The 19,744-nt window shown below is 70.5% G+C and carries 17 protein-coding genes and 5 tRNA genes; 8 read left to right on the top strand and 14 right to left on the bottom strand.

What is annotated here, in order from left to right:
• Window positions 1-132 precede the first annotated feature (132 nt).
• Window positions 133-858: a 2-phospho-L-lactate guanylyltransferase gene (cofC, locus tag K7396_RS10655; protein WP_223659858.1), complete on the top strand. Its 726-nt coding sequence runs from the start codon at window positions 133-135 to the stop codon at window positions 856-858.
• Here cofC and K7396_RS10660 read toward each other — a convergent pair.
• From K7396_RS10660 to leuC, 5 genes are all read right to left on the bottom strand, one after another.
• Complete coding sequence (locus tag K7396_RS10660) at window positions 839-1,042, bottom strand: hypothetical protein (RefSeq protein ID WP_086720463.1); 204 nt, start codon at window positions 1,040-1,042, stop codon at window positions 839-841. The two genes, cofC and K7396_RS10660, sit on opposite strands and share 20 nt — an antisense overlap.
• Window positions 1,043-1,209: 167 nt before the next feature.
• Window positions 1,210-1,860 (bottom strand): HU family DNA-binding protein, encoded by a 651-nt coding sequence (locus K7396_RS10665; RefSeq protein WP_086720464.1) that lies wholly within the window; start codon window positions 1,858-1,860, stop codon window positions 1,210-1,212.
• Between the two features lie 125 nt (window positions 1,861-1,985).
• Entirely contained in the window at window positions 1,986-2,231 is a 246-nt protein-coding gene (locus K7396_RS10670; RefSeq protein WP_086720465.1) for an SCO5555 family protein, read from the bottom strand.
• Window positions 2,232-2,367: 136 nt separating this feature from the next.
• Entirely contained in the window at window positions 2,368-2,961 is a 594-nt protein-coding gene (gene leuD / locus K7396_RS10675) for a 3-isopropylmalate dehydratase small subunit (RefSeq protein ID WP_086720466.1), read from the bottom strand.
• Window positions 2,962-2,966: 5 nt separating this feature from the next.
• A complete protein-coding gene (leuC, locus tag K7396_RS10680) occupies window positions 2,967-4,397 on the bottom strand; it encodes a 3-isopropylmalate dehydratase large subunit (RefSeq protein WP_086720467.1) in 1,431 nt (476 codons plus the stop codon).
• Window positions 4,398-4,572: 175 nt separating this feature from the next.
• On the opposite strand from leuC, the gene ndgR reads away from it, so the two are divergent.
• Window positions 4,573-5,289 (top strand): IclR family transcriptional regulator NdgR, encoded by a 717-nt coding sequence (gene ndgR / locus K7396_RS10685; RefSeq protein ID WP_026169203.1) that lies wholly within the window; start codon window positions 4,573-4,575, stop codon window positions 5,287-5,289.
• Window positions 5,290-5,915: 626 nt separating this feature from the next.
• Here the strand turns inward: ndgR and K7396_RS10690 are convergent.
• From K7396_RS10690 to K7396_RS10730, 9 genes are all read right to left on the bottom strand, one after another.
• Window positions 5,916-5,988, bottom strand: a tRNA-Glu gene (locus tag K7396_RS10690).
• Window positions 5,989-6,026: 38 nt separating this feature from the next.
• Window positions 6,027-6,098 (bottom strand) — tRNA-Gln (locus K7396_RS10695).
• A gap of 16 nt (window positions 6,099-6,114) precedes the next feature.
• Window positions 6,115-6,187, bottom strand: a tRNA-Glu gene (locus K7396_RS10700).
• 89 nt (window positions 6,188-6,276) lie between these two features.
• Window positions 6,277-6,349: transfer RNA gene (locus K7396_RS10705), tRNA-Glu, on the bottom strand.
• Between the two features lie 56 nt (window positions 6,350-6,405).
• Window positions 6,406-6,477, bottom strand: a tRNA-Gln gene (locus K7396_RS10710).
• A gap of 87 nt (window positions 6,478-6,564) precedes the next feature.
• Entirely contained in the window at window positions 6,565-7,305 is a 741-nt protein-coding gene (locus K7396_RS10715; protein ID WP_152104853.1) for an HAD family hydrolase, read from the bottom strand.
• An 83-nt stretch (window positions 7,306-7,388) separates the two neighbouring features.
• Complete coding sequence (gene gltX, locus K7396_RS10720; RefSeq protein WP_086719815.1) at window positions 7,389-8,870, bottom strand: glutamate--tRNA ligase; 1,482 nt, start codon at window positions 8,868-8,870, stop codon at window positions 7,389-7,391.
• The gene (locus K7396_RS10725) at window positions 8,863-9,636 is read right to left on the bottom strand and encodes a fumarylacetoacetate hydrolase family protein (protein ID WP_086719814.1); all 774 of its coding nucleotides are present in this window, start codon (window positions 9,634-9,636) and stop codon (window positions 8,863-8,865) included. The genes gltX and K7396_RS10725 overlap by 8 nt, the downstream gene beginning before the upstream one ends.
• A gap of 83 nt (window positions 9,637-9,719) precedes the next feature.
• On the bottom strand, window positions 9,720-9,902 hold the full coding sequence (locus K7396_RS10730; RefSeq protein ID WP_086719813.1) for a hypothetical protein: 183 nt from the start codon (window positions 9,900-9,902) through the stop codon (window positions 9,720-9,722).
• A 588-nt stretch (window positions 9,903-10,490) separates the two neighbouring features.
• Between K7396_RS10730 and K7396_RS10735 the strand changes: the two genes are divergently transcribed.
• The 6 genes from K7396_RS10735 to K7396_RS10760 all read left to right on the top strand — a co-directional run bounded on the left by K7396_RS10735 (window position 10,491) and on the right by K7396_RS10760 (window position 19,660).
• The gene (locus K7396_RS10735) at window positions 10,491-14,243 is read left to right on the top strand and encodes a sensor histidine kinase (RefSeq protein WP_086716788.1); all 3,753 of its coding nucleotides are present in this window, start codon (window positions 10,491-10,493) and stop codon (window positions 14,241-14,243) included.
• A gap of 9 nt (window positions 14,244-14,252) precedes the next feature.
• Complete coding sequence (locus tag K7396_RS10740; RefSeq protein ID WP_018087200.1) at window positions 14,253-14,666, top strand: roadblock/LC7 domain-containing protein; 414 nt, start codon at window positions 14,253-14,255, stop codon at window positions 14,664-14,666.
• A gap of 101 nt (window positions 14,667-14,767) precedes the next feature.
• Window positions 14,768-15,178, top strand: coding sequence for a DUF742 domain-containing protein (locus tag K7396_RS10745; protein ID WP_030087818.1), 411 nt, complete (start codon window positions 14,768-14,770; stop codon window positions 15,176-15,178).
• Window positions 15,159-15,749, top strand: coding sequence for a GTP-binding protein (locus tag K7396_RS10750; protein ID WP_086716789.1), 591 nt, complete (start codon window positions 15,159-15,161; stop codon window positions 15,747-15,749). Before K7396_RS10745 ends, K7396_RS10750 begins: the two co-directional genes overlap by 20 nt.
• Window positions 15,750-16,149: 400 nt before the next feature.
• Window positions 16,150-19,236 (top strand): sensor histidine kinase, encoded by a 3,087-nt coding sequence (locus tag K7396_RS10755; protein WP_167392729.1) that lies wholly within the window; start codon window positions 16,150-16,152, stop codon window positions 19,234-19,236.
• A gap of 10 nt (window positions 19,237-19,246) precedes the next feature.
• Window positions 19,247-19,660, top strand: coding sequence for a roadblock/LC7 domain-containing protein (locus K7396_RS10760; RefSeq protein WP_018087204.1), 414 nt, complete (start codon window positions 19,247-19,249; stop codon window positions 19,658-19,660).
• The last annotated feature ends 84 nt before the right edge of the window (window positions 19,661-19,744 follow it).

Genomic DNA, 19,744 nt, shown 5'->3' on the forward strand with positions numbered 1-19,744 from the left:
CCTCCTTGTGGGACCTGCAAAGCTGCTGCGGGCCGGCAGCCGCACAAGTGTCGCCCCAGGTACCCGCTATGTCGAGGACACCGTAACCCCGACGCTCCCGGAGAGCGGCGGCAGCAGGTGAGAATGGCGCTGATGCGAAGAGACGGAGCGGATGTGGGCTGGAGCCTGGTGGTGCCGCTGAAACCGCTGGTGCGGGCCAAGAGCAGGCTCTCCGGGGCCGCAGGGGAGGAGTTTCGGCCACATCTGGCCCTCGCGTTCGCCCTGGACACCGTGACAGCGGCGCTGGCCTGCAAGGACGTCCGGGATGTGGCGGTTGTCACGGACGACGGGGTGGCCGGTGAGCGACTGGCGGCGCTGGGCGCGCGCATCGTGCCCGACACACCGGCCCGCGGGCTCAACGCGGCGCTGGCCCATGGCGCGGGCGCGGTCCGGGCGCGCCGTCCGGGCGCGGCGGTCGCCGCCCTGAACGCCGACCTTCCCGCGCTGCGCCCCGCCGAACTGGAACTGGTGCTCCATTCCGCTTCGCTATTTCCGCGTGCATTTCTCGCGGATGCGTCGGATTTCGGGACAACACTTCTGACCGCGACTTCCGGAGTGGAATTGGAACCGGCATTCGGAGGTCCGTCCCGGGCCCGTCACCTGGCCTCCGGCGCGCGGGAGCTCACCACATCCGGGGTGCCCTCGGTCCGCCGGGACGTGGACACCGGAGAGGACCTGCTGGCCGCGCTGGCGCTGGGCGTGGGCCCGCACACGGCGCTCCAGGCGCCGCGGCTGGCGGGCGGGGCACCCGCGGGGGCCGAGGCGCCCGGCGGGGTGGCGCGTCTGCTGCCGCCGCAGGTCAGAGCGTCTGGAGCGTGATCAGGGCGATCTTCCGGTCGTCCCCTTCGCCGGTGACGTCGATCCGCACCCGCTGACCGGGCCGCAGCAGCAACAGGCCGCCGGCGTCGAAGGCCGCCGCGTCGAAGGGCAGCGGGGTGCCGTCGTCCAGCAGCACGCTGCCGGAGCGGGTCTCGGAGTCGTACGTATACGCGGTGGCCTGCATGGGAGAGAAGCCTAGACGAGCAGCTTCCGGGCCCGTCGCCCGCCCGCGGGCCGGCCTGGCCCCTGGGGGCGGGTCCCGGGAGGCGGGTCCCCAGGGGCCCCGAACGCACCGCGGGCCGAGCTCCCCGAAGGGAGACCGGCCCGGCGCGTGGCGTCGTCGCTGCTGTACTACCGCTTGCGTGCGGTGGTCTTCTTGGCGGTGGTCTTGCGTGCGGTGGCCTTCTTCGCGGGCGCCTTCTTCGCCGTCGCCTTCTTGGCGGGGGCGGTCTTCTTCGCGGTGGCCTTCTTCGCGGTGGTCTTCTTGGCCGGGGCCGCCTTCTTGGCGGTGGCCTTCGTGGCGGTCTTCTTCGCCGTCGTCTTCTTCGCCGTGGCCTTCTTCGCCGCGGTGGTCTTCTTCGCCGTCGTCTTCTTCGCCGTCGTCTTCTTGGCGGCGGTCTTCTTGGCGGTGGCCTTCTTGGCCGCGGCCTTCTTGATGGCCGTGCCGCCGGAGAGGCTGCCCTTGGGGGCCTTCTTGACGGAGACCTCGCCGCCCTTGGGGAGCTTCTTCGAACCGCTGACCAGGTCCTTGAAGCCCTGACCGGCGCGGAAGCGCGGCACGGAGGTCTTCTTGACCCGCACGCGCTCACCCGTCTGCGGGTTGCGGGCGTAGCGGGCGGGGCGGTCGACCTTCTCGAACGAGCCGAATCCGGTGACCGAAACGCGGTCGCCCGAGACAACGGAGCGGACGATTGCGTCCAGTACGGCGTCCACCGCGTCCGCGGCGTTCTGACGGCCGCCGAGCTTGTCGGCAATGGCTTCTACGAGCTGCGCCTTGTTCACGTCTTCCCCTTCGGAGACATTGCTGGAACGAAAGATTCCAAGCTTTTTCGCACGTTAGGCAGATATATACCGCAAATCAAACACGAAACGGGCTAATCACCCTTGTGCCGCAACGAAGTCGACCTTCACGGACTTCCGTCGGCGCGCACATCTTCGGGATAACGACCTTCGTCGAGGTCTTCCATGAACCACTCCAGACGCCTTGCCGCGTCCGCAAGATCGTGTTTAGCCGCGGCCGTGATGACGAGCAGCTTCCGGGTCAGCGCCATCCGTACGCCCTCCGGGACTTGCAGTGTGCGCACTGTTGTATGTGCGTCCTTGAGCCGGTCGGCGACGAGACCGTAGAGCTCGAGTTGGTCGTCGCGTTCCATGCGCTAATTGTGCCATCTGCGGCGAGTTGTCGCTTCACGGGGCCTCAACAGGCGCCTCGACAAGCAGATGCGCCCCCTGCCAACTGCACAGGGGGCGCATCGTACGCAATATAGCTTTGAGCCATAAAACCCGAGGTCAGACCTCGATGGTACGCGGCTTGAACGACGGCCTGTTCGCCTCGTAATCCACGATGGACGACTCCTCCCGAAGGGTGAGGCTGATGTCGTCCAGCCCCTCCAGGAGGCGCCAACGGGCGTTCTCGTCCAGCTCGAAGTCGGCGCTGACGCCCTCCGCGCGGACCTGCCTGCCGACCAGGTCAACGGTCACCTCGGCGGCCGGATCGGCCTCCAGCAGCTGCTGCAGCCGGTCCACCGTCTCCTGCGGCAGGACCACCGTCAGCAGGCCGTTCTTGAGGGAGTTGCCACGGAAGATGTCGGCGAACCGCGAGGAGATGACGGCCTTGAAGCCGTAGTTCTGCAGGGCCCAGACGGCGTGCTCGCGCGAGGAGCCGGTACCGAAGTCGGGGCCGGCGACCAGCACCGTGGCGCCCTGGTACCGCTCCTGGTTGAGCACGAACTGCGGGTCCCTGCGCCAGGCCTCGAACAGCCCGTCCTCGAAACCGTCGCGGGTGACCTTCTTCAGCCAGTGAGCAGGGATGATCTGGTCGGTGTCGACATTGCTGCGGCGCAGCGGGACGGCCCGGCCGGTGTGGGTGGTGAAGGCTTCCATGGTTCTCAGACTCCCGCGGGCGTGGCGACGGCGACATCGGACAGGTCGGCCGGTGAGGCCAGATGGCCGAGAACCGCCGTTGCGGCGGCGACCTGCGGCGAGACCAGGTGCGTACGCCCGCCCTTGCCCTGCCGGCCCTCGAAGTTGCGGTTGGAGGTGGACGCGGAGCGCTCACCGGGCGCCAGCTGGTCGGGGTTCATGCCCAGGCACATCGAGCAGCCCGCGTGCCGCCATTCGGCGCCCGCCGCGGTGAAGACCTTGTCCAGCCCCTCGGCGACGGCCTCCAGCGAGACCCGGACCGAGCCGGGCACGATCAGCATGCGGACGTCGTCGGCGACCCTGCGGCCCTCCAGGATCGCGGCGGCCGAGCGCAGGTCCTCGATCCGGCCGTTGGTGCACGAACCTACGAAGACGGTGTCCACCTTGATGTCCCGCAGCGGCTGACCCGCCGTCAACCCCATGTACTCCAGGGCCTTTTCGGCGGCATAGCGTTCCGAGGCGTCCTCGTACGAAGCCGGGTCGGGGACGCTGGCCGAAAGCGGGGCGCCCTGCCCGGGGTTGGTGCCCCAGGTGACGAACGGGGCCAGTTCGGAGGCGTCGATGCGCACCTCGGCGTCGAAGACCGCGTCGTCGTCGGTGCGCAGGGTCTTCCAGTACGCGACCGCGGCGTCCCAGTCCGCGCCCTGCGGGGCGTGATCACGGCCCTGCAGGTAGTCGAAGGTGGTCGCGTCGGGGGCGATCATGCCGGCCCGCGCGCCCGCCTCGATCGACATGTTGCAGATGGTCATCCGGGCTTCCATCGACAGCTTCTCGATGGCCTCGCCCCGGTACTCCAGGACGTAGCCCTGGCCGCCGCCGGTGCCGATCCTGGCGATGATCGCCAGGATGAGGTCCTTGGCGGTGACACCCTCGGGCAGCTCGCCGTCGACGGTGATCGCCATGGTCTTGAAGGGGGCCAGCGGCAGCGTCTGGGTGGCCAGGACGTGCTCGACCTGGCTGGTGCCGATGCCGAACGCCAGCGCGCCGAAGGCTCCGTGGGTGGAGGTGTGGCTGTCACCGCAGACCACGGTGGTGCCGGGCTGGGTCAGTCCCAACTGGGGTCCCACGACGTGGACAACGCCCTGCTCGACATCGCCCAGCGGGTGCAGCCGGACGCCGAACTCGGCACAGTTCTTGCGCAGCGTCTCCAGCTGGGTGCGCGAGACCGGGTCGGCGATCGGCTTGTCGATGTCGAGGGTCGGGGTGTTGTGGTCCTCGGTGGCGATGGTCAGGTCCGTCCGGCGCACCTGGCGGCCGGCCTTGCGGAGGCCGTCGAACGCCTGCGGGCTGGTGACCTCGTGCAGCAGGTGCAGATCGATGAAGAGGAGGTCGGGCTCGCCTTCCGCGCGCCGGACGACATGATCGTCCCAGACCTTCTCCGCGAGTGTCCGTCCCATCGCTTTCCCTCCGGCCGGCCGCAGTGCCGGCCTTTCTCGTCTGTGCGCGATGCCCGCAGAAGTCCCCTTGCCGGGCCTTTGCGCCGGGCCCTGGTCCAGGGCCACACCTACAGACTGACGACTTCCCTGGAAAATTGAACTTGCGTTTCACAGTGTGAGACGCGAGTATCGTTGCATGGACAACTCTAGCGGCGTCGGCGTTCTCGACAAGGCAGCTCTGGTTTTGAGTGCCCTGGAGTCCGGTCCGGCCACCCTCGCCGGGCTGGTCGCGGCGACAGGGCTCGCACGACCCACGGCCCACCGGCTGGCCGTGGCACTGGAACACCACCGGATGGTGGCGAGGGACATGCAGGGCCGGTTCATCCTGGGCCCGCGCCTGTCCGAGCTGGCCGCGGCGGCCGGCGAGGACCGGCTGCTGGCCACGGCGGGCCCGGTGCTCACGCATCTGCGCGACGTGACCGGCGAGAGCGCCCAGCTCTATCGCCGGCAGGGCGACATGCGGATCTGCGTGGCGGCGGCGGAACGGCTGTCCGGACTGCGGGACACCGTCCCGGTCGGCTCCACGCTCCCGATGAAGGCGGGCTCGGCCGCCCAGATCCTGATGGCCTGGGAGGAGCCCGAGCGGCTGCACCGCGGACTGCAGGGGGCGCGCTTCACGGCCACCGCCCTGTCCGGCGTACGGCGCCGGGGCTGGGCCCAGTCGATCGGCGAGCGGGAGCCGGGCGTGGCCTCGGTCTCCGCCCCCGTCCGCGGCCCCTCCAACCGCGTGGTGGCCGCCGTCTCGGTCTCCGGCCCCATCGAACGACTGACCCGCCACCCCGGCCGAATGCACGCCCAGGCCGTCATCGACGCCGCGGCCCGCCTCTCGGAGGGGCTCCGGCGCACAGGCTGATTGCCCCGGAGCGGGGTGGGCCGGGGCGGGGGCCGTGGTCGGTTGCGGTCGTGATTCCGGGCCAGGTCAGGCACCGGCTGAGCACGTCGCGAGGGGACGGACCGTGGCAGGGGCCAGTGTCGGGCCGCGGCCGCGATGCCGAAAAAGGGGGCGGCTCCGTGCGGACGATCCGCGCGGAGCCGCCTCAGGCGTTCAGGCCCCCTCCGGTCCGCTGCTCGCGCCTCACGGCGGCCGACCGGAATCGTTTCCCGGGGTCCGGCACAGCCGGGCGGCGGCACAGGGACCAGGCGGACTCGTACGAGCCTCGGTAGGGGTACGGCGGGACAGCCGGGTTCCCCGACTCCCCGGACAGCGGGCGGAAGCCGATCATCCCGCTGTCCGGATTCCGCATTCCGGACCAGCTTCTTGATCATGCCTGGAACGGCTCGGCCGGCGGGAGCCAACTGCACACCGCGCGTCTGCTGTTGGCCCGCATGCCGGGGAAGGCCACCACCTCCCGGCCGCCGGGCCGCCACTCAACCGCCGCGTCGCGCCGGGCCGCCTGCGGAGCGGCCCAACCGGCGCTTCGATGGCGGGAGTTGACGCGAAGAAGCCCCCCGCATGATGCGGGGGGCTTCTCCTTCTTGTACCCCCGACCGGATTCGAACCGGCGCTACCGCCTTGAGAGGGCGGCGTGCTAGGCCGCTACACAACGGGGGCAAGTTTTCCTGCAGTTGAGCATCCCGGGGGATGCTGCGCTGGGCTACCAGGACTCGAACCTAGACTAAATGAACCAGAATCACTCGTGCTGCCAATTACACCATAGCCCATGGTGGTTTAGACCAGTACCCCCGACCGGATTCGAACCGGCGCTACCGCCTTGAGAGGGCGGCGTGCTAGGCCGCTACACAACGGGGGCCCTAGCGATCCTCCACGCGACCGGGGCCGCGTGGGCTCTGCGTCGTCGCATCCGGGAGCGACCCGAAGGAAACGGAGAGGAAGGATCTGTACCCCCGACCGGATTCGAACCGGCGCTACCGCCTTGAGAGGGCGGCGTGCTAGGCCGCTACACAACGGGGGCCTGGTACTGCGCTCAAGAAACCTTCGAAACGATCACGTGGACCGAAAGATCTCTTGCTGGGCTACCAGGACTCGAACCTAGACTAACTGAACCAGAATCAGTCGTGCTGCCAATTACACCATAGCCCACCAAAACTCAACCCCCGGTGGGGGGTTTGTTTGGCTTGCGCTTTCCGGCCGGGCCTTTCGGCCCTCTCGGGCGGCGCAGGAAGAACATTACCTGATCGTGGACGGCGCACCAAAACCGGTAACTCCGCGCAACAGCTCGGGGAGCTCCGCCAGCCCCCCGATCCGCCGCACCCCCGGCGGCGGCTCCTCCCCGGGCCCCTCCCCAGTCCCCGCACGGTCCAGCCATACGGCCGTGAGCCCGGCGTCCCGGGCGCCGAGCGCGTCGATGTCGAGCTTGTCCCCTACGTAGACCACCTCGCCGGGCGTTAGGCCAAGCGCCTTACAGGCCCCGTGGAATGCCTCCGGGGCGGGCTTGGCGTACCCCAGCTCGTCGGCGCAGAGCACCGCCTCGAAGGCGTCGCGGATCCCGAGGACGGCGAGTTTGCGCTCCTGGTTGGGGGTGGAGGCGTTGGACAGCACCGCCTGCCGCACCAGCGGTGCCAGCTCCTCCAGTACGGGGCCGGCGTCCGGGAAGAGGACCCAGGACGCCTCGTAGTGGGCGATGTACCGGCCGAACCAGGCGTCGGCCTCGGCGTCGGAGAGATGCGGGGCCTCCAGGAAGGTGCGGGCGCGGGCCCTGCGGTGATCGAGGAAGCCCACCTCGCCGGCGAGGAACCGGGCGAACTCGGTCTCCATGACCGCCCGCCAGCGCCGCAGTGCCGCCTCCGCGCCGCCGTGTGCCGTGAGGAGGCCCTCGGCCCGGAGATGCCGCAGCGCACCGGCCCGGTCCGACCCCGTGTAGTCGAAGAGGGTGTCGTCGATGTCCCAGAGAACGGCGCGAACGGGCATACCCGCAATGTAGCCGAGCGCCCCGGACGGGCCACGGGCCCGGAAGCCGTGCGGCGTCCGGGCCCGTGGGGGGGTGCTGCGGGTCAGCCGGCCAGCTTGGCCAGGGCCGCGTCGATGCGCTGGAGGGTGCGCTCCTTGCCGAGGACCTCCAGGGACTCGAAGAGGGGCAGGCCGACCGTGCGGCCGGTGACCGCGACCCGGACGGGGGCCTGTGCCTTGCCGAGCTTGAGGCCGTGCTCCTCGCCGGCGGCCAGGACGGCCTCCTTGAGGGGCTCGGGGCCGGACGCCCAGTCGGCGGCGTCCAGCTTGGCGCGCGCGGTGGTGAGCAGCGCGACCGGGTCGCCCTTCATCGCCTTCGTCCAGGACGCCTCGTCCTCGACCGGCTCCTCACGGAAGAGGAAGTCGACGTTGGCGGTGATGTCCGAGAGGACGGTCAGGCGGGTCTGGGCGTGCGGGGCGATGGCCTGCCAGGCGGCCTCGTCGAAGTTCGCGGGCTCCCAGTTGGCGTGCGGGGCCTTCAGCCAGGGCTCGCAGGCCGTGATGAAGTCCTTCACGTCCAGCTGCCGGATGTGGTCGGCGTTGATCGCCTCGGCCTTCTTGAGGTCGAAGCGGGCCGGGTTGGCGTTGACGTCCGCGATGTCGAACTTCTCGATCAGCTCGGCGACGGAGAAGAGGTCCTGGTCCGCCGAGAAGGACCAGCCGAGCAGCGCGAGGTAGTTGAGCAGGCCCTCGGGGAGGAAGCCGCGCTCGCGGTAGAGGTTGAGGTTCGCCTGCGGGTCGCGCTTGGAGAGCTTCTTGTTGCCCTCGCCCATGACGTACGGCAGGTGGCCGAAGGCCGGGATGTCCTTGGCGATGCCCAGCTCGATCAGCGCCTTGTACAGGGCGATCTGGCGGGGGGTGGAGGAGAGCAGGTCCTCGCCGCGCAGGACGTGGGTGATCTCCATCAGGGCGTCGTCGACGGGGTTGACGAGCGTGTAGAGGGGCGCGCCGTTGGCCCGGACGATGCCGTAGTCCGGGACGTTCTCCGGGGTGAAGGTCAGCTCGCCGCGCACCAGGTCGGTGAAGGTGATCGGCTCGTCGGGCATCCGGAAGCGGACGATGGAGGTGCGGCCCTCGGCGTCGTACGCGGCCTTCTGCTCGTCGGTGAGCGTGCGGCAGGTGCCGTCGTAACCGGAGGGGCGGCCGGCCTTGCGGGCCGCCTCGCGGCGGTCGTCCAGCTCCTCGGTGGTGCAGTAGCAGTGGTAGGCGTGGCCGGCGGCGAGGAGCTTGTCGGCGATGTCCTTGTAGAGGTCCATGCGCTGCGACTGGCGGTACGGCGCGTGCGGGCCGCCGACCTCGGGGCCCTCGTCCCAGTCGAAGCCGAGCCAGTGGAAGGAGTCCAGCAGCTGGTTGTAGGACTCTTCGGAGTCGCGGGCCGCGTCGGTGTCCTCGATCCGGAAGACCAGGGTCCCCTGGTTGTGCCGTGCGTAGGCCCAGTTGAACAGGGCGGTACGGATCAGGCCGACATGGGGGTTACCGGTCGGGGAGGGACAGAAACGGACGCGGACGGGGGTCGCGTTAGCCACGCTTGATCACCTTGTTGGTGAGAGTGCCGATGCCTTCGATGGTGACGGCGACCTCGTCGCCGACGTTGAGGGGGCCGACCCCGGCGGGGGTGCCCGTGAGGATGACGTCGCCCGGGAGCAGGGTCATCGCCTCGGTGATGTGGACGATCAGGTCCTCGACCCGGCGGACCATGTCGCTGGTGCGGCCGAGCTGGCGCTGTTCGCCGTTGACCGTGCACTGGACGGCGAGGCCGGCGGCGATGTCGTCGGGGGTGAGCCCGGTCTCGATCCAGGGGCCGAGCGGGCAGGAGCTGTCGAAGCCCTTGGCCCTGGCCCACTGCTTCTCGCGCTGCTGCACATCGCGCGCGGTGACGTCGTTGGCGCAGGTGTAGCCGAGGATCACGTCCTTGGCGCGCTCGCGGGGCACCTCCCGGCACATGCGGCCGATGACGACGGCGAGCTCCGCCTCGTGGTGCACCTCCTGGGAGAAGGAGGGGTACGCGATGGGGTCGCCGGGGCCGGTCACCGAGGTGGACGGCTTGAAGAAGGTGACCGGCACGTCCGGGACGGCGTTGCCCAGCTCGGCGGCGTGATCGGCGTAGTTGCGGCCGATCGCCACGACCTTGTTGGGCAGGACCGGCGGCAGCAGCCGGACCTTGTCGAGGGGGACCTTCTGGCCCGAGCGCTCGAATTCCGCGAAGGGATGCCCCTTGATGACGTCGAGTTCGTCGCCTTCGAGGACGCCGAAGCCGACGTTGCCGTCGATGGAGAATCTGGCGATGCGCACGGGTTGCCGCTGCCCCTCAATTGATCACTGGCCGGAGTTGACACTCCAGGCTATCGCGGGGCCGCCGCCGATCCGGTGACGCGCTACGCCGTGACGTCCTGCGCGGGCGCGTCCATCAGGACGGTGCGGCGGGGGTTGGCGGTCTGCGCCGGCAGGTCGACGGTGTGCTCCGACGCCTCGACGGCCAGCTCTTCGGCGTCCTTGAGGTGGGCCAGGGTGGTGCGCCGCGGGTTGGCTATGTTGCGGAACATCGTCGTCGTCTTCACTGCTGCATGCCTCGCGTCATCAGAGGTCGGGAAAGGGCCTGGGAAAGGTTGCCTTGTCACGTCGGGCAACCGTGTAAAGCGTCAGGCTTGCACGCTATTCCCTGCGAAGTGCCGGGGAACTCAACGATCTTCCTGTGAGTTTGCTCACGAACTGCGCGACAAATGCCGCAATTCCCGTGATCAACATCCCTGGGCGAATCGGACAATGACGGATTGAACTGCACGTTCCGCTCCCGATCACCGCACCTGGGACAGCCTCTGAGGGTGAACGACTCGCGGGGAAAAGTCCCTTATCGACAGGGGCACCTTCTACAAGTCGTGACACGCTCCGTACATTGCGTCACCCAAGTCACAGTGACCGGCTCCGCTCTTGTTGGAGATCCTGCACTGTGCTGGAATTCCACGGACCGCCGCACGTTTCAGCCGGCGCGCAGGGCGCAACGAAGCGCCGCGCGGTGGTGCCGCTCTCTCGGCCAGAGAGAACAGCCCGCCGGTCACTCACGACCGCCATGGGGGGCTCAGCGGTCCCCATACGACTCGACACCGTCCCGCCGCGGCGGGACGCCTGGTCCAGAGGTTGCGACGCTAGTGCAGGGACGTTTCAAGAGGGATGGCAGCGCTGCGGCGGACCCGGAGCTGCGCGGCGGGACAGACCGCGCCTCCTCGCCCCAGCGCGCCCAGAGCAACGGTTCCGCCGGGGGCACACTGCCCGTCGACGGCGGCCAGGCGCCGGGCAATGACGCCGCGGACACCAAGCCCAAGGGGCCGAAGGGTCCCAGCGGCCCCGGTTCGCGAATAGCGCTGCGCAACTGGCGCATCAGCACCCGCCTGGTCTCCCTGCTCGCGCTGCCCGTGGTCGCCGCGACCACGCTGGGCGGCATGCGCATCGGCACGTCGATGGAGAACATCGACCAGCTCGACAAGATGCAGCTGCTCACCGAGATGACCCGGCAGGCGACCGAGCTCGCCGACGCGCTGCAGGTCGAGCGGGACAAGTCGGCCGGTCCGCTGGCCGGCAGCGGCAACTCCAAGGACGATGCCAACGTCGTCGCGCCCCGTGAGGCGACCGACCACGCCAAGCTGTCGTTCAACCAGGCCACCGGCGACATCCAGGGCCAGGACGCCACGATGGCCGGTGTCCGCGCGACCGTCCTGGAGATCGGCCGCCAGCTCAACACCCTCAACGAGATCCGCGCCAACGCCTACAAGGACGGCGACAACGCCGCGCGGACCGTCACCAGCTACAACCAGCTGATCAACTCGCTGCTGTCGCTGTCCCAGGACATGGCGCAGGCGACCAGCAACCCGGAGATGATCCGCAGTACCCGTGCGCTGGCGGCGTTCTCGTCGGCCAAGGAGTACGCGTCGATCCAGCGCGCCCTGGTCAGCGCCGGCCTCGCCCACAAGGGCGGCCCCCAGCTCTCCGCCAACGACCGGCTGGCCGGCCGTAACGCCGAGGACAGCGAGAAGGCGGCCCGCGACCGCTTCTCGCAGATCTACACCAACAACGCCGGCGCGCTCACCCGCGGCCTGGACGGCAACAACGACGAGATCAAGGCCGCGGTCGCGTTCGCGCACCGCGCCTTCGCCAGCGGTTCCGGCATCCGCAGCCAGGACTACCGCTACCTCGACTGGTACGACTCCGACACCGTCAAGATCGACGAGATGTCGCGGATCGAGACCACCCTGCTCTCCGAGATGGAGCAGAAGTCCCGCGAGCTGCGCAACGAGGCGACCCAGTCCGCGATCATCAGCGGTGCGCTGATCCTGCTCGTCCTCGGCGTCTCGCTGGTCGGCGCGTTCGTCGTGGCGCGCTCCATGGTCCGCTCGCTGCGCCGGCTGCAGGACACCGCGCAGAAGGTCGCCCAGGACCGGCTCCCCGAGCTCGTCAAGCAGCTGTCCGAGTCCGACCCGCAGGACGTGGACACCTCCGTCCAGTCGGTCGGTGTGCACAGCCGGGACGAGATCGGCCGGGTGGCCGCGGCCTTCGACGACGTGCACCGCGAGGCGGTCCGCCTCGCCTCCGAGCAGGCGCTGCTGCGGGGCAACGTCAACGCGATGTTCACCAACCTCTCGCGCCGTTCGCAGGGCCTCATCCAGCGTCAGCTCTCGCTCATCTCCGAACTGGAGTCCCGCGAGGCCGACCCGGACCAGCTGTCCTCCCTCTTCAAGCTCGACCACCTCGCGACCCGTATGCGCCGTAACGGCGAGAACCTCCTGGTCCTCGCCGGTGAGGAGCCGGGGCGGCGGTGGACGCGCCCGGTGCCGCTGGTCGACGTCCTGCGTGCCGCCGCCTCCGAGGTGGAGCAGTACGAGCGGATCGAGCTCAACGCCGTTCCGCAGACCGAGGTCGCGGGCCGGGTCGTCAACGACCTCGTCCACCTCCTCGCCGAGCTGCTGGAGAACGCCACCTCGTTCTCCTCCCCGCAGACCAAGGTCAAGGTCACCGGTCACGCGCTGCCCGACGGGCGGGTGCTGGTCGAGATCCACGACACCGGCATCGGCCTGTCCCCCGAGGACCTCTCGGCGATCAACGAGCGGCTGGCCAGCCCGCCGACCGTGGACGTCTCGGTGTCCCGGCGGATGGGTCTGTTCGTGGTCGGCCGGCTGTCGCTGCGCCACGGCATCCGCATCCAGCTGCGGCCCTCCGACTCCGGCGGCACCACCGCGCTGGTCATGCTGCCGGTCGACGTCGCCCAGGGCGGCAAGAAGCCGGCGCCCAGCAACGCCAAGGGCGGCGGTGGCGGCGACCACGGCGGCACGCCCGCCAGCCGGCTCGCGGGGCTCCAGCCGCGCGGTCAGGTCGGTTCGGGCCCCTCGGCCGGCGGGCGCCCCGCGCTGCCCGGCCGCGGCGGCCCCGGCGGCGGTGCCCCGAACGCCTTCGGCGCCCCGGCGCCGTCGGGCCGTACCGCGCCCCCCGGTGCGGGTGCCCCCGGTGCTCCGGCCGCCCCGGCGCAGGGCGACGCCCGTCCGGCCGCCGGCCGCTCCGGCGGCGCGCGTCCCTCGCTGCCCACCCGCGGCGCGGACAGCGGCCCGGCGCCCACCGTGGCCCCGCCCACCGGCGCGCCGCGCCGCGAGGAGCGCCCGCAGCTGCCGCCGCGCAACGCCGCGGCCGAGCTGCCGGGGCGTTCGCCCGCCGGCGGCCAGGGCGGCCAGGACGCGCAGCAGCCCGGCGGTACGAGCTGGGGTGCGCGCCGTGAGCGCGGCGCCTCCGACGACTGGCCGCTGGCGCCCCGCGAGGCACAGGACCGGCCGCGTGGCCACGAGGAGCCGGAGAGCACCGGCAGCTTCGAGCGGCCCGCGCCGGGCGGCGGCCCCGGTGACACCGCGGCGTTCGCCCGTCCCGACTTCAACGGTCCGCCGCCCGCGGCGGACGGCTCCCAGGGCGGGCGCGGCCCGCAGGGCGCGAGTCCGGCCGGCCGGGGTGCGGACAACGACCCCGCCCGGACGGGGCAGTTCGCCCTGCCGAGCGGCGACACGGGCCAGTACGGGGCGAGCCGTCACGACGCCGAGCGCTACGACACCGGGCAGTACGACACGGGCCGCCTCCCGCAGTCCGGCGGCGACACCGGGCAGTACGAGCGCCCGGCCGCGGAGACCGGCCAGTACGAGCGGCCCGCGTCCGAGACCGGCCAGTACGAGCGTCCGGCGGCCGACGCCGGGGGCTACCAGCCGTCCGGCGGCGACACCGGCCATTACCAGCGGCCGGACGCCGAGCGCGGTGCGTACGCCGACGAGTCGCAGGGCACCGGGCAGTTCCCGGTGCCGGAGACGCAGGAGCGCGGTGCGCCGTCCTCCGACGTGCTCGGCGGCGCGGACGCCGGTCCCGGGGACGGCCGTACGCCGATCTTCGACACCATCGAATCCGACTGGTTCAACCACCCCGCGGCCGCCGCGGCCGGCGTGCCGCCCCAGGGTGCCGCCGAGCCCGAGGCCCCGCGGCTGCCGCGCCGCGGTGCCGCCCAGGGCGGCGAGGAGCGGGGCGGCGCCCGCGGCGAGGCGCCGGTCAACGGCGCCCGCAACGCGGCGCCCGCCGAGGCCGCGCAGTGGCGCAGCTCGCCGAACGACGAGACCTGGCGGCAGGCGGAGCAGATCCGCCAGCCCGCCGCCGGGGGGATCACCACCTCCGGGCTGCCCCGCCGCGTCCCGCGCGCGAACCTCGTCGCGGGCACCGCGCAGCAGCAGTCCCACCAGAGCGGTCCGCAGGTCTCGCGCGCGCCCAGTGACGTGCGGGGCCGGCTGACCAATCTCCGTCGGGGTATCCAGCAAGGCCGGCAGGCCGGGACGTCGTCCACCGGCACCCACGGCGTTGTCGATCCCACTCACCAGCAGGAGCGTTAGTTGAGTCCGATGAGCCAGGCGGCGCAGAACCTGAACTGGTTGATCACCAACTTCGTGGACAACACCCCCGGGGTGTCGCACACGGTGGTGGTCTCCGCGGACGGACTGCTCCTCGCCATGTCCGAGGGCTTCCCCCGCGACCGTGCCGATCAGTTGGCGGCGGTGGCCTCCGGCCTGACCTCGCTGACCTCCGGCGCGTCCCGCATCTTCGAGGGCGGGACGGTCAACCAGACCGTGGTGGAGATGGAGCGGGGCTTCCTCTTCATCATGTCCGTCTCGGACGGATCGTCCCTGGCCGTGCTCGCACACCCCGAGTGCGACATCGGCCTGGTCGGCTACGAAATGGCGCTCCTGGTCGATCGCGCGGGCACCGTCCTGACGCCCGACCTCCGCGCCGAACTGCAGGGCAGCCTGCTGCACTGAACGGCGCCCGCAGCGCCGCTTTGTCCAGCACCAACCATCCATGTGCCGCACCCCCCACCGGCCCAACCCGACGACAGTCAGTTGTCCCGCCCGGAGGACCCATGACCCCGCCACCTGCCACTTCCGGCCCGTACGGCGCCTACAGCCAAGCGCCGTACGGGAGCGAAGGTGACCAGCCGCTGGTGCGCCCGTACGCCATGACCGGAGGCCGGACCAGGCCGCGCTACCAGCTCGCCATCGAGGCGCTGGTCAGCACGACCGCCGACCCCTCTCAGCTGCCCGGGCTGCTGCCCGAGCACCAGCGGATCTGCCACCTGTGCCGTGAGGTGAAGTCGGTCGCCGAGGTCTCCGCGCTGCTGCACATCCCGCTGGGTGTGGCGCGGATCCTGGTCGCGGACCTGGCAGAGGCCGGGATGGTGGCGATCCACCAGCCCGGCGGCAGCGGTGAAGCCGGCGGCACGCCGGACGTGACCTTGCTCGAGAGGGTGCTCAGTGGACTTCGCAAGCTCTGACGGCTCCGACGGGAACAGAGCCCGCGCCACCACCTCCGCCAAGATCGTGGTGGCGGGGGGCTTCGGCGTGGGCAAGACCACCTTCGTCGGGGCCGTCTCGGAGATCAACCCGCTGCGCACGGAGGCCGTGATGACCTCCGCCTCGGCGGGGATCGACGACCTCAGCCACGTCCAGGACAAGACCACGACGACCGTGGCGATGGACTTCGGCCGGATCACGCTGGACCAGGACCTGATCCTGTACCTCTTCGGTACGCCGGGCCAGGACCGCTTCTGGTTCATGTGGGACGACCTGGTCCGCGGCGCCATCGGCGCGGTCGTGCTGGTCGACACCCGCCGGCTCGCCGACTGCTTCGCGGCGGTCGACTACTTCGAGAACAGCGGCCTGCCGTTCGTCGTCGCCCTCAACGGCTTCGAGGGACACCAGCCGTACACGCCCGAAGAGGTGCGCGAGGCGCTGCAGATCGGCCCGGGGGCGCCGATCATCACCACCGACGCACGGCACCGCAGCGAGGCCAAGAGCGCGCTCATCACGCTCGTGGAGCACGCGCTGATGGCGCGGCTGCAGTAGGGCCGGGACGGCCCGCCCGGCGTCCGGAGCGGGCCGTACAGCGGTTTTCACCGACGGGGCCGCACCCCCCTGCCCCGGGTGGGTTCCCGGCATCCATGAGTGGATCTGTGTCCTTCGACACGCCTGCAATTTTGCTTCATAACGTTTCGACAGTGAATCAGCGGGCTTTCGACACCCCGCGCGCATGTCCGGCTTCGCTGCGCTCACAGATCTCCCGCATTTTGGCGCCGCTCGCCCTTAACGCCCCTTTTATCTCAGGCCCTTTCGGCCCTCCTCCGGCTTTGCCCAGTGTTTGGAACGCACCGCCCTGACGTGCTGAAATTCGCTGAACTCCGGAGTAGGAACGCCCAGAAGAAACGGCACAGCAAATCAGTGCCGGCGCCGAGAGGTTGTTGGTCGAGTGAGGCGAAGCAAGGCGAGCCCCGAGCCGCAGGAACCGCGGCGGGGCAACTTCACCCCGCCACCCAGAGGTGGCCTACCGGCTTCCGACGCGCCCGAGAGCACGGTCGCGAAGCCTCCGGTCAGTGGCGGCAAGTACTCCCCGCGCAACTGGCGCGTGGCGACCCGCCTGAACGCCATCCTGCTGATCCCCGTGCTGCTCGCCCTGGTCTTCGGCGGTCTGCGGGTGGACAGCTCGTTCGGCACCTGGCAGGAAGCGCAGGACGCGGAGAACACCGCGAAGCTGGTGCGCGCCGCGCTCTCCTACAGCACCGCGCTGATCGACGAGCGCGACCGCACCGCGGCACCCCTGCTGAAGGGCAAGAAGGACGACCCGGTCGTCCAGCAGGCGCGGGACACCACCGACGCCGCCGCCGACACGTTCCACCAGGCCGCCAAGAACATTCCGGACAAGCCGGGTCTCAACCGCCGTCTCGCCGCGTTCGAGAAGGTCGAGCCCAAGCTCCAGAAGCTGCGTCAGGTCGCCTACACCTCCCGACTGCACGGAGTGCAGACCGAAGAGGGCTATGTCGAGGTCCAGCACCCGCTGATGGAGTTCGCCAACGAACTCGGCCTGGGCACCGGCAACATCACCTCCTACGGCCGTACGGTCTACGCCATCGCACTGGCGAAGGCCGCCGAGTCGCTGGAGCGCTCCATCGGCACCCACCTCCTGGTCGACCCCGCCACCCCGCAGGGCGGCAAGGAGCACAAGCTGCAGCTGACCGCCTTCGCGTCGTACCGCTACCTGGAGGGCATCGCCCTCGGCGAGTACACCTCCGGCGGCACGCCCGAGGACGTCGAGCGGCTGAACAAGGACGGCGCGGCGCTCAAGCGGGCCGCCCAGCAGAAGGTCGCACAGGCGAAGGCGCAGGCGCAGGCCGCGGGCCGGCCGTTCCGCACCCCGCCGTCGATCGACCAGATGTCCACGCTGATGGCCACCGGCGCCGCACCGGAGACGCTCGGCCTGCGCGGCATCACCTCGGACAGCTACTTCGCGGCTGCGACCGGCAAGTTCGACATGTACCGGTCCATCGAGAAGGACCTGGCGGACAAGGCCGTGAACGAGGCGGCCCAGATCTCCGAGGACGCCCGGCAGTCCACCTTCGTCGACTCCGGCATCGTGCTGGCCGCGCTGATCATCGCGTTCATCGTGGCCGGTCTCATGGCCCGCCGGATGAGCCGCAACATGCGCCAGCTGCGCACCGCCGCCTTCGGCATCGCCGAGCAGCGGCTGCCGATGCTGGTCGACCAGCTCTCGCGGACCGACCCGGGCCGGGTCGACACCCGGGTGCAGCCGATCCCGATCTCCACCACCGACGAGATCGGCGAGGTCGCCCGCGCCTTCGACCAGGTGCACCGCGAGGCCGTCCGGCTCGCCGCCGAGCAGGCACTGCTGCGGGGCAACGTCAACGCGATCTTCACCAACCTCTCCAGCCGCAACCAGGGTCTGATCGAGCGCCAGCTGGAGCTGATCACCGACCTGGAGAACAACGAGGCGGACCCGGACCAGCTGGAGAACCTCTTCCGGCTCGACCACCTCGCCACCCGTATGCGGCGCAACGGCGAGAACCTCCTCATCCTCGCGGGCGAGGAGCCCGGCCGCCGCTGGAACCAGCCGGTGCCGCTGGTCGACGTCCTGCGGGCGGCGACCTCCGAGGTCGAGTCGTACGAGCGGATCGAGCTCACCGGCGTCCCCGAGAGCGAGATCCACGGCACCGCCGTGACCGACCTCGTGCACCTGCTCTCCGAGCTGCTGGAGAACGCCACCACGTTCTCCTCGCCGCAGACCAAGGTGCGGGTCGCCGCGACCCGGCTGCCCGACGGCCGGGTGATGATCGAGATCCACGACAAGGGCATCGGGCTCACCCCCGAGGACTTCGCGGACATCAACCACAAGCTGGCCAACCCGCCGAGCGTGGACGCCGCGATCTCCCAGCGCATGGGCCTGTTCGTGGTCGGCCGGCTGGCCGACCGGCACGGCATCCGGGTGCAGCTGCGCCCCTCCGGCGAGCAGGCGGGCACCACGTCGCTGGTCATGCTGCCCGAGGCGATCACCCACGGTGGTGGCGGCGAGGAGCAGTTCGACGACGACTTCACGGTCTCCCGGATCGTTCCGGAGCACCAGCAGCCCTCGTTCGAGACCCATCAGCGCACCGCCGCCGAGCTGGGCTTCGACGACAGCCGCTACGGTCGTACGGACGGCGCGGACCTGGACATGGTGGGCCGCTCGCTGCTCCGCGAGGAGCGCCGGGCCGCCCTGGAGGCACAGACGGGCGGTGAGCACGCCGCCGACCATCAGGAGGCCGAGCGTCCGCTCTTCCGTGACGAGGCACCGGCCGCCGGCGGCTACCAGGACTACCCGGCCCAGGCATATGCGGAAGCCGATCAACCGCTCTACGACGACCGGTCCCACGGCGGGCAGGCATTCGGCGAGCAGGGCTTCGCGGAGACCACAGGCCAGCAGCCTTTTGTCCCCCACCAGCCGGCACAGCAGGACGAGTGGCCCGAACGCCCGGCCTTCGAGGGCTACTTCGGGACCGAAGCGGAATCCGACCGGAATACCACTGCCGCTCCCGCTGACGCCCCCGAGCGCGTACCATTCGAGCGTCCGGGCCCCACACCGAGCGACGCCCCCTCGCTGACGGACGCCGGCCTTCCGCGCCGCGGAGGACGCGACCAGCAGGCACCGCAGGTGCAGCAGCAGCGGAGCGCGCCGGAGACCGGCCAGGACGGCTCCGACTGGCGCAGCTCCAACGACGATCGCTGGGAGAGGGCGGAGCGGCTTCGCGAGCCGAAGGCGGGCGGAGTCACCTCCTCCGGTCTCCCCCGGCGGGTGCCCAAGGCCAACCTGGTCGAAGGTGCCGCGGAGCAGACGCCGCAGGGCGGCCCCCAGGTCTCCCGCGCCCCGGAGGACGTCCGTGGCAGGCTGAGTAACCTGCGCCGCGGTGTCCAGCAGGGACGCAACGTCGGCACGGACCCCTCCGGGGTCCCCCAGAATGACCAACAGGGCTACGGCCCCGGCAGCACCTACGATCAGGAGCGTTAGTGTGAGCCCGATGAGCCAGGCGGCGCAGAATCTGAACTGGTTGATCACCAACTTCGTGGACAACACCCCCGGGGTGTCCCACACGGTCGTGGTCTCCGCGGACGGGCTGCTCCTCGCCATGTCCGAGGGTTTCCCTCGTGACAGAGCCGATCAGTTGGCGGCGGTGGCCTCCGGCCTCACCTCGCTGACCTCCGGCGCGTCCCGCATCTTCGAGGGCGGGAGCGTCAACCAGACCGTGGTGGAGATGGAGCGCGGCTTCCTCTTCATCATGTCCGTCTCGGACGGATCGTCGCTGGCCGTGCTCGCACACCCCGAGTGCGACATCGGCCTGGTCGGCTACGAGATGGCCCTGCTGGTCGACCGCGCGGGCACGGTGCTGACGCCGGATCTGCGCGCCGAACTGCAGGGCAGCCTTCTCAACTAAAAGACAGGCAGTGCGTTTCCCGCCACCGCGCCTTATGGTTCGGTGGCGCGACCGGCGTCAGACAGGCAAGTTGGAGGAGGAGAC

It is taken from the genome of Streptomyces angustmyceticus, assembly GCF_019933235.1.
GTDB classification, from domain to species: domain Bacteria; phylum Actinomycetota; class Actinomycetes; order Streptomycetales; family Streptomycetaceae; genus Streptomyces; species Streptomyces angustmyceticus.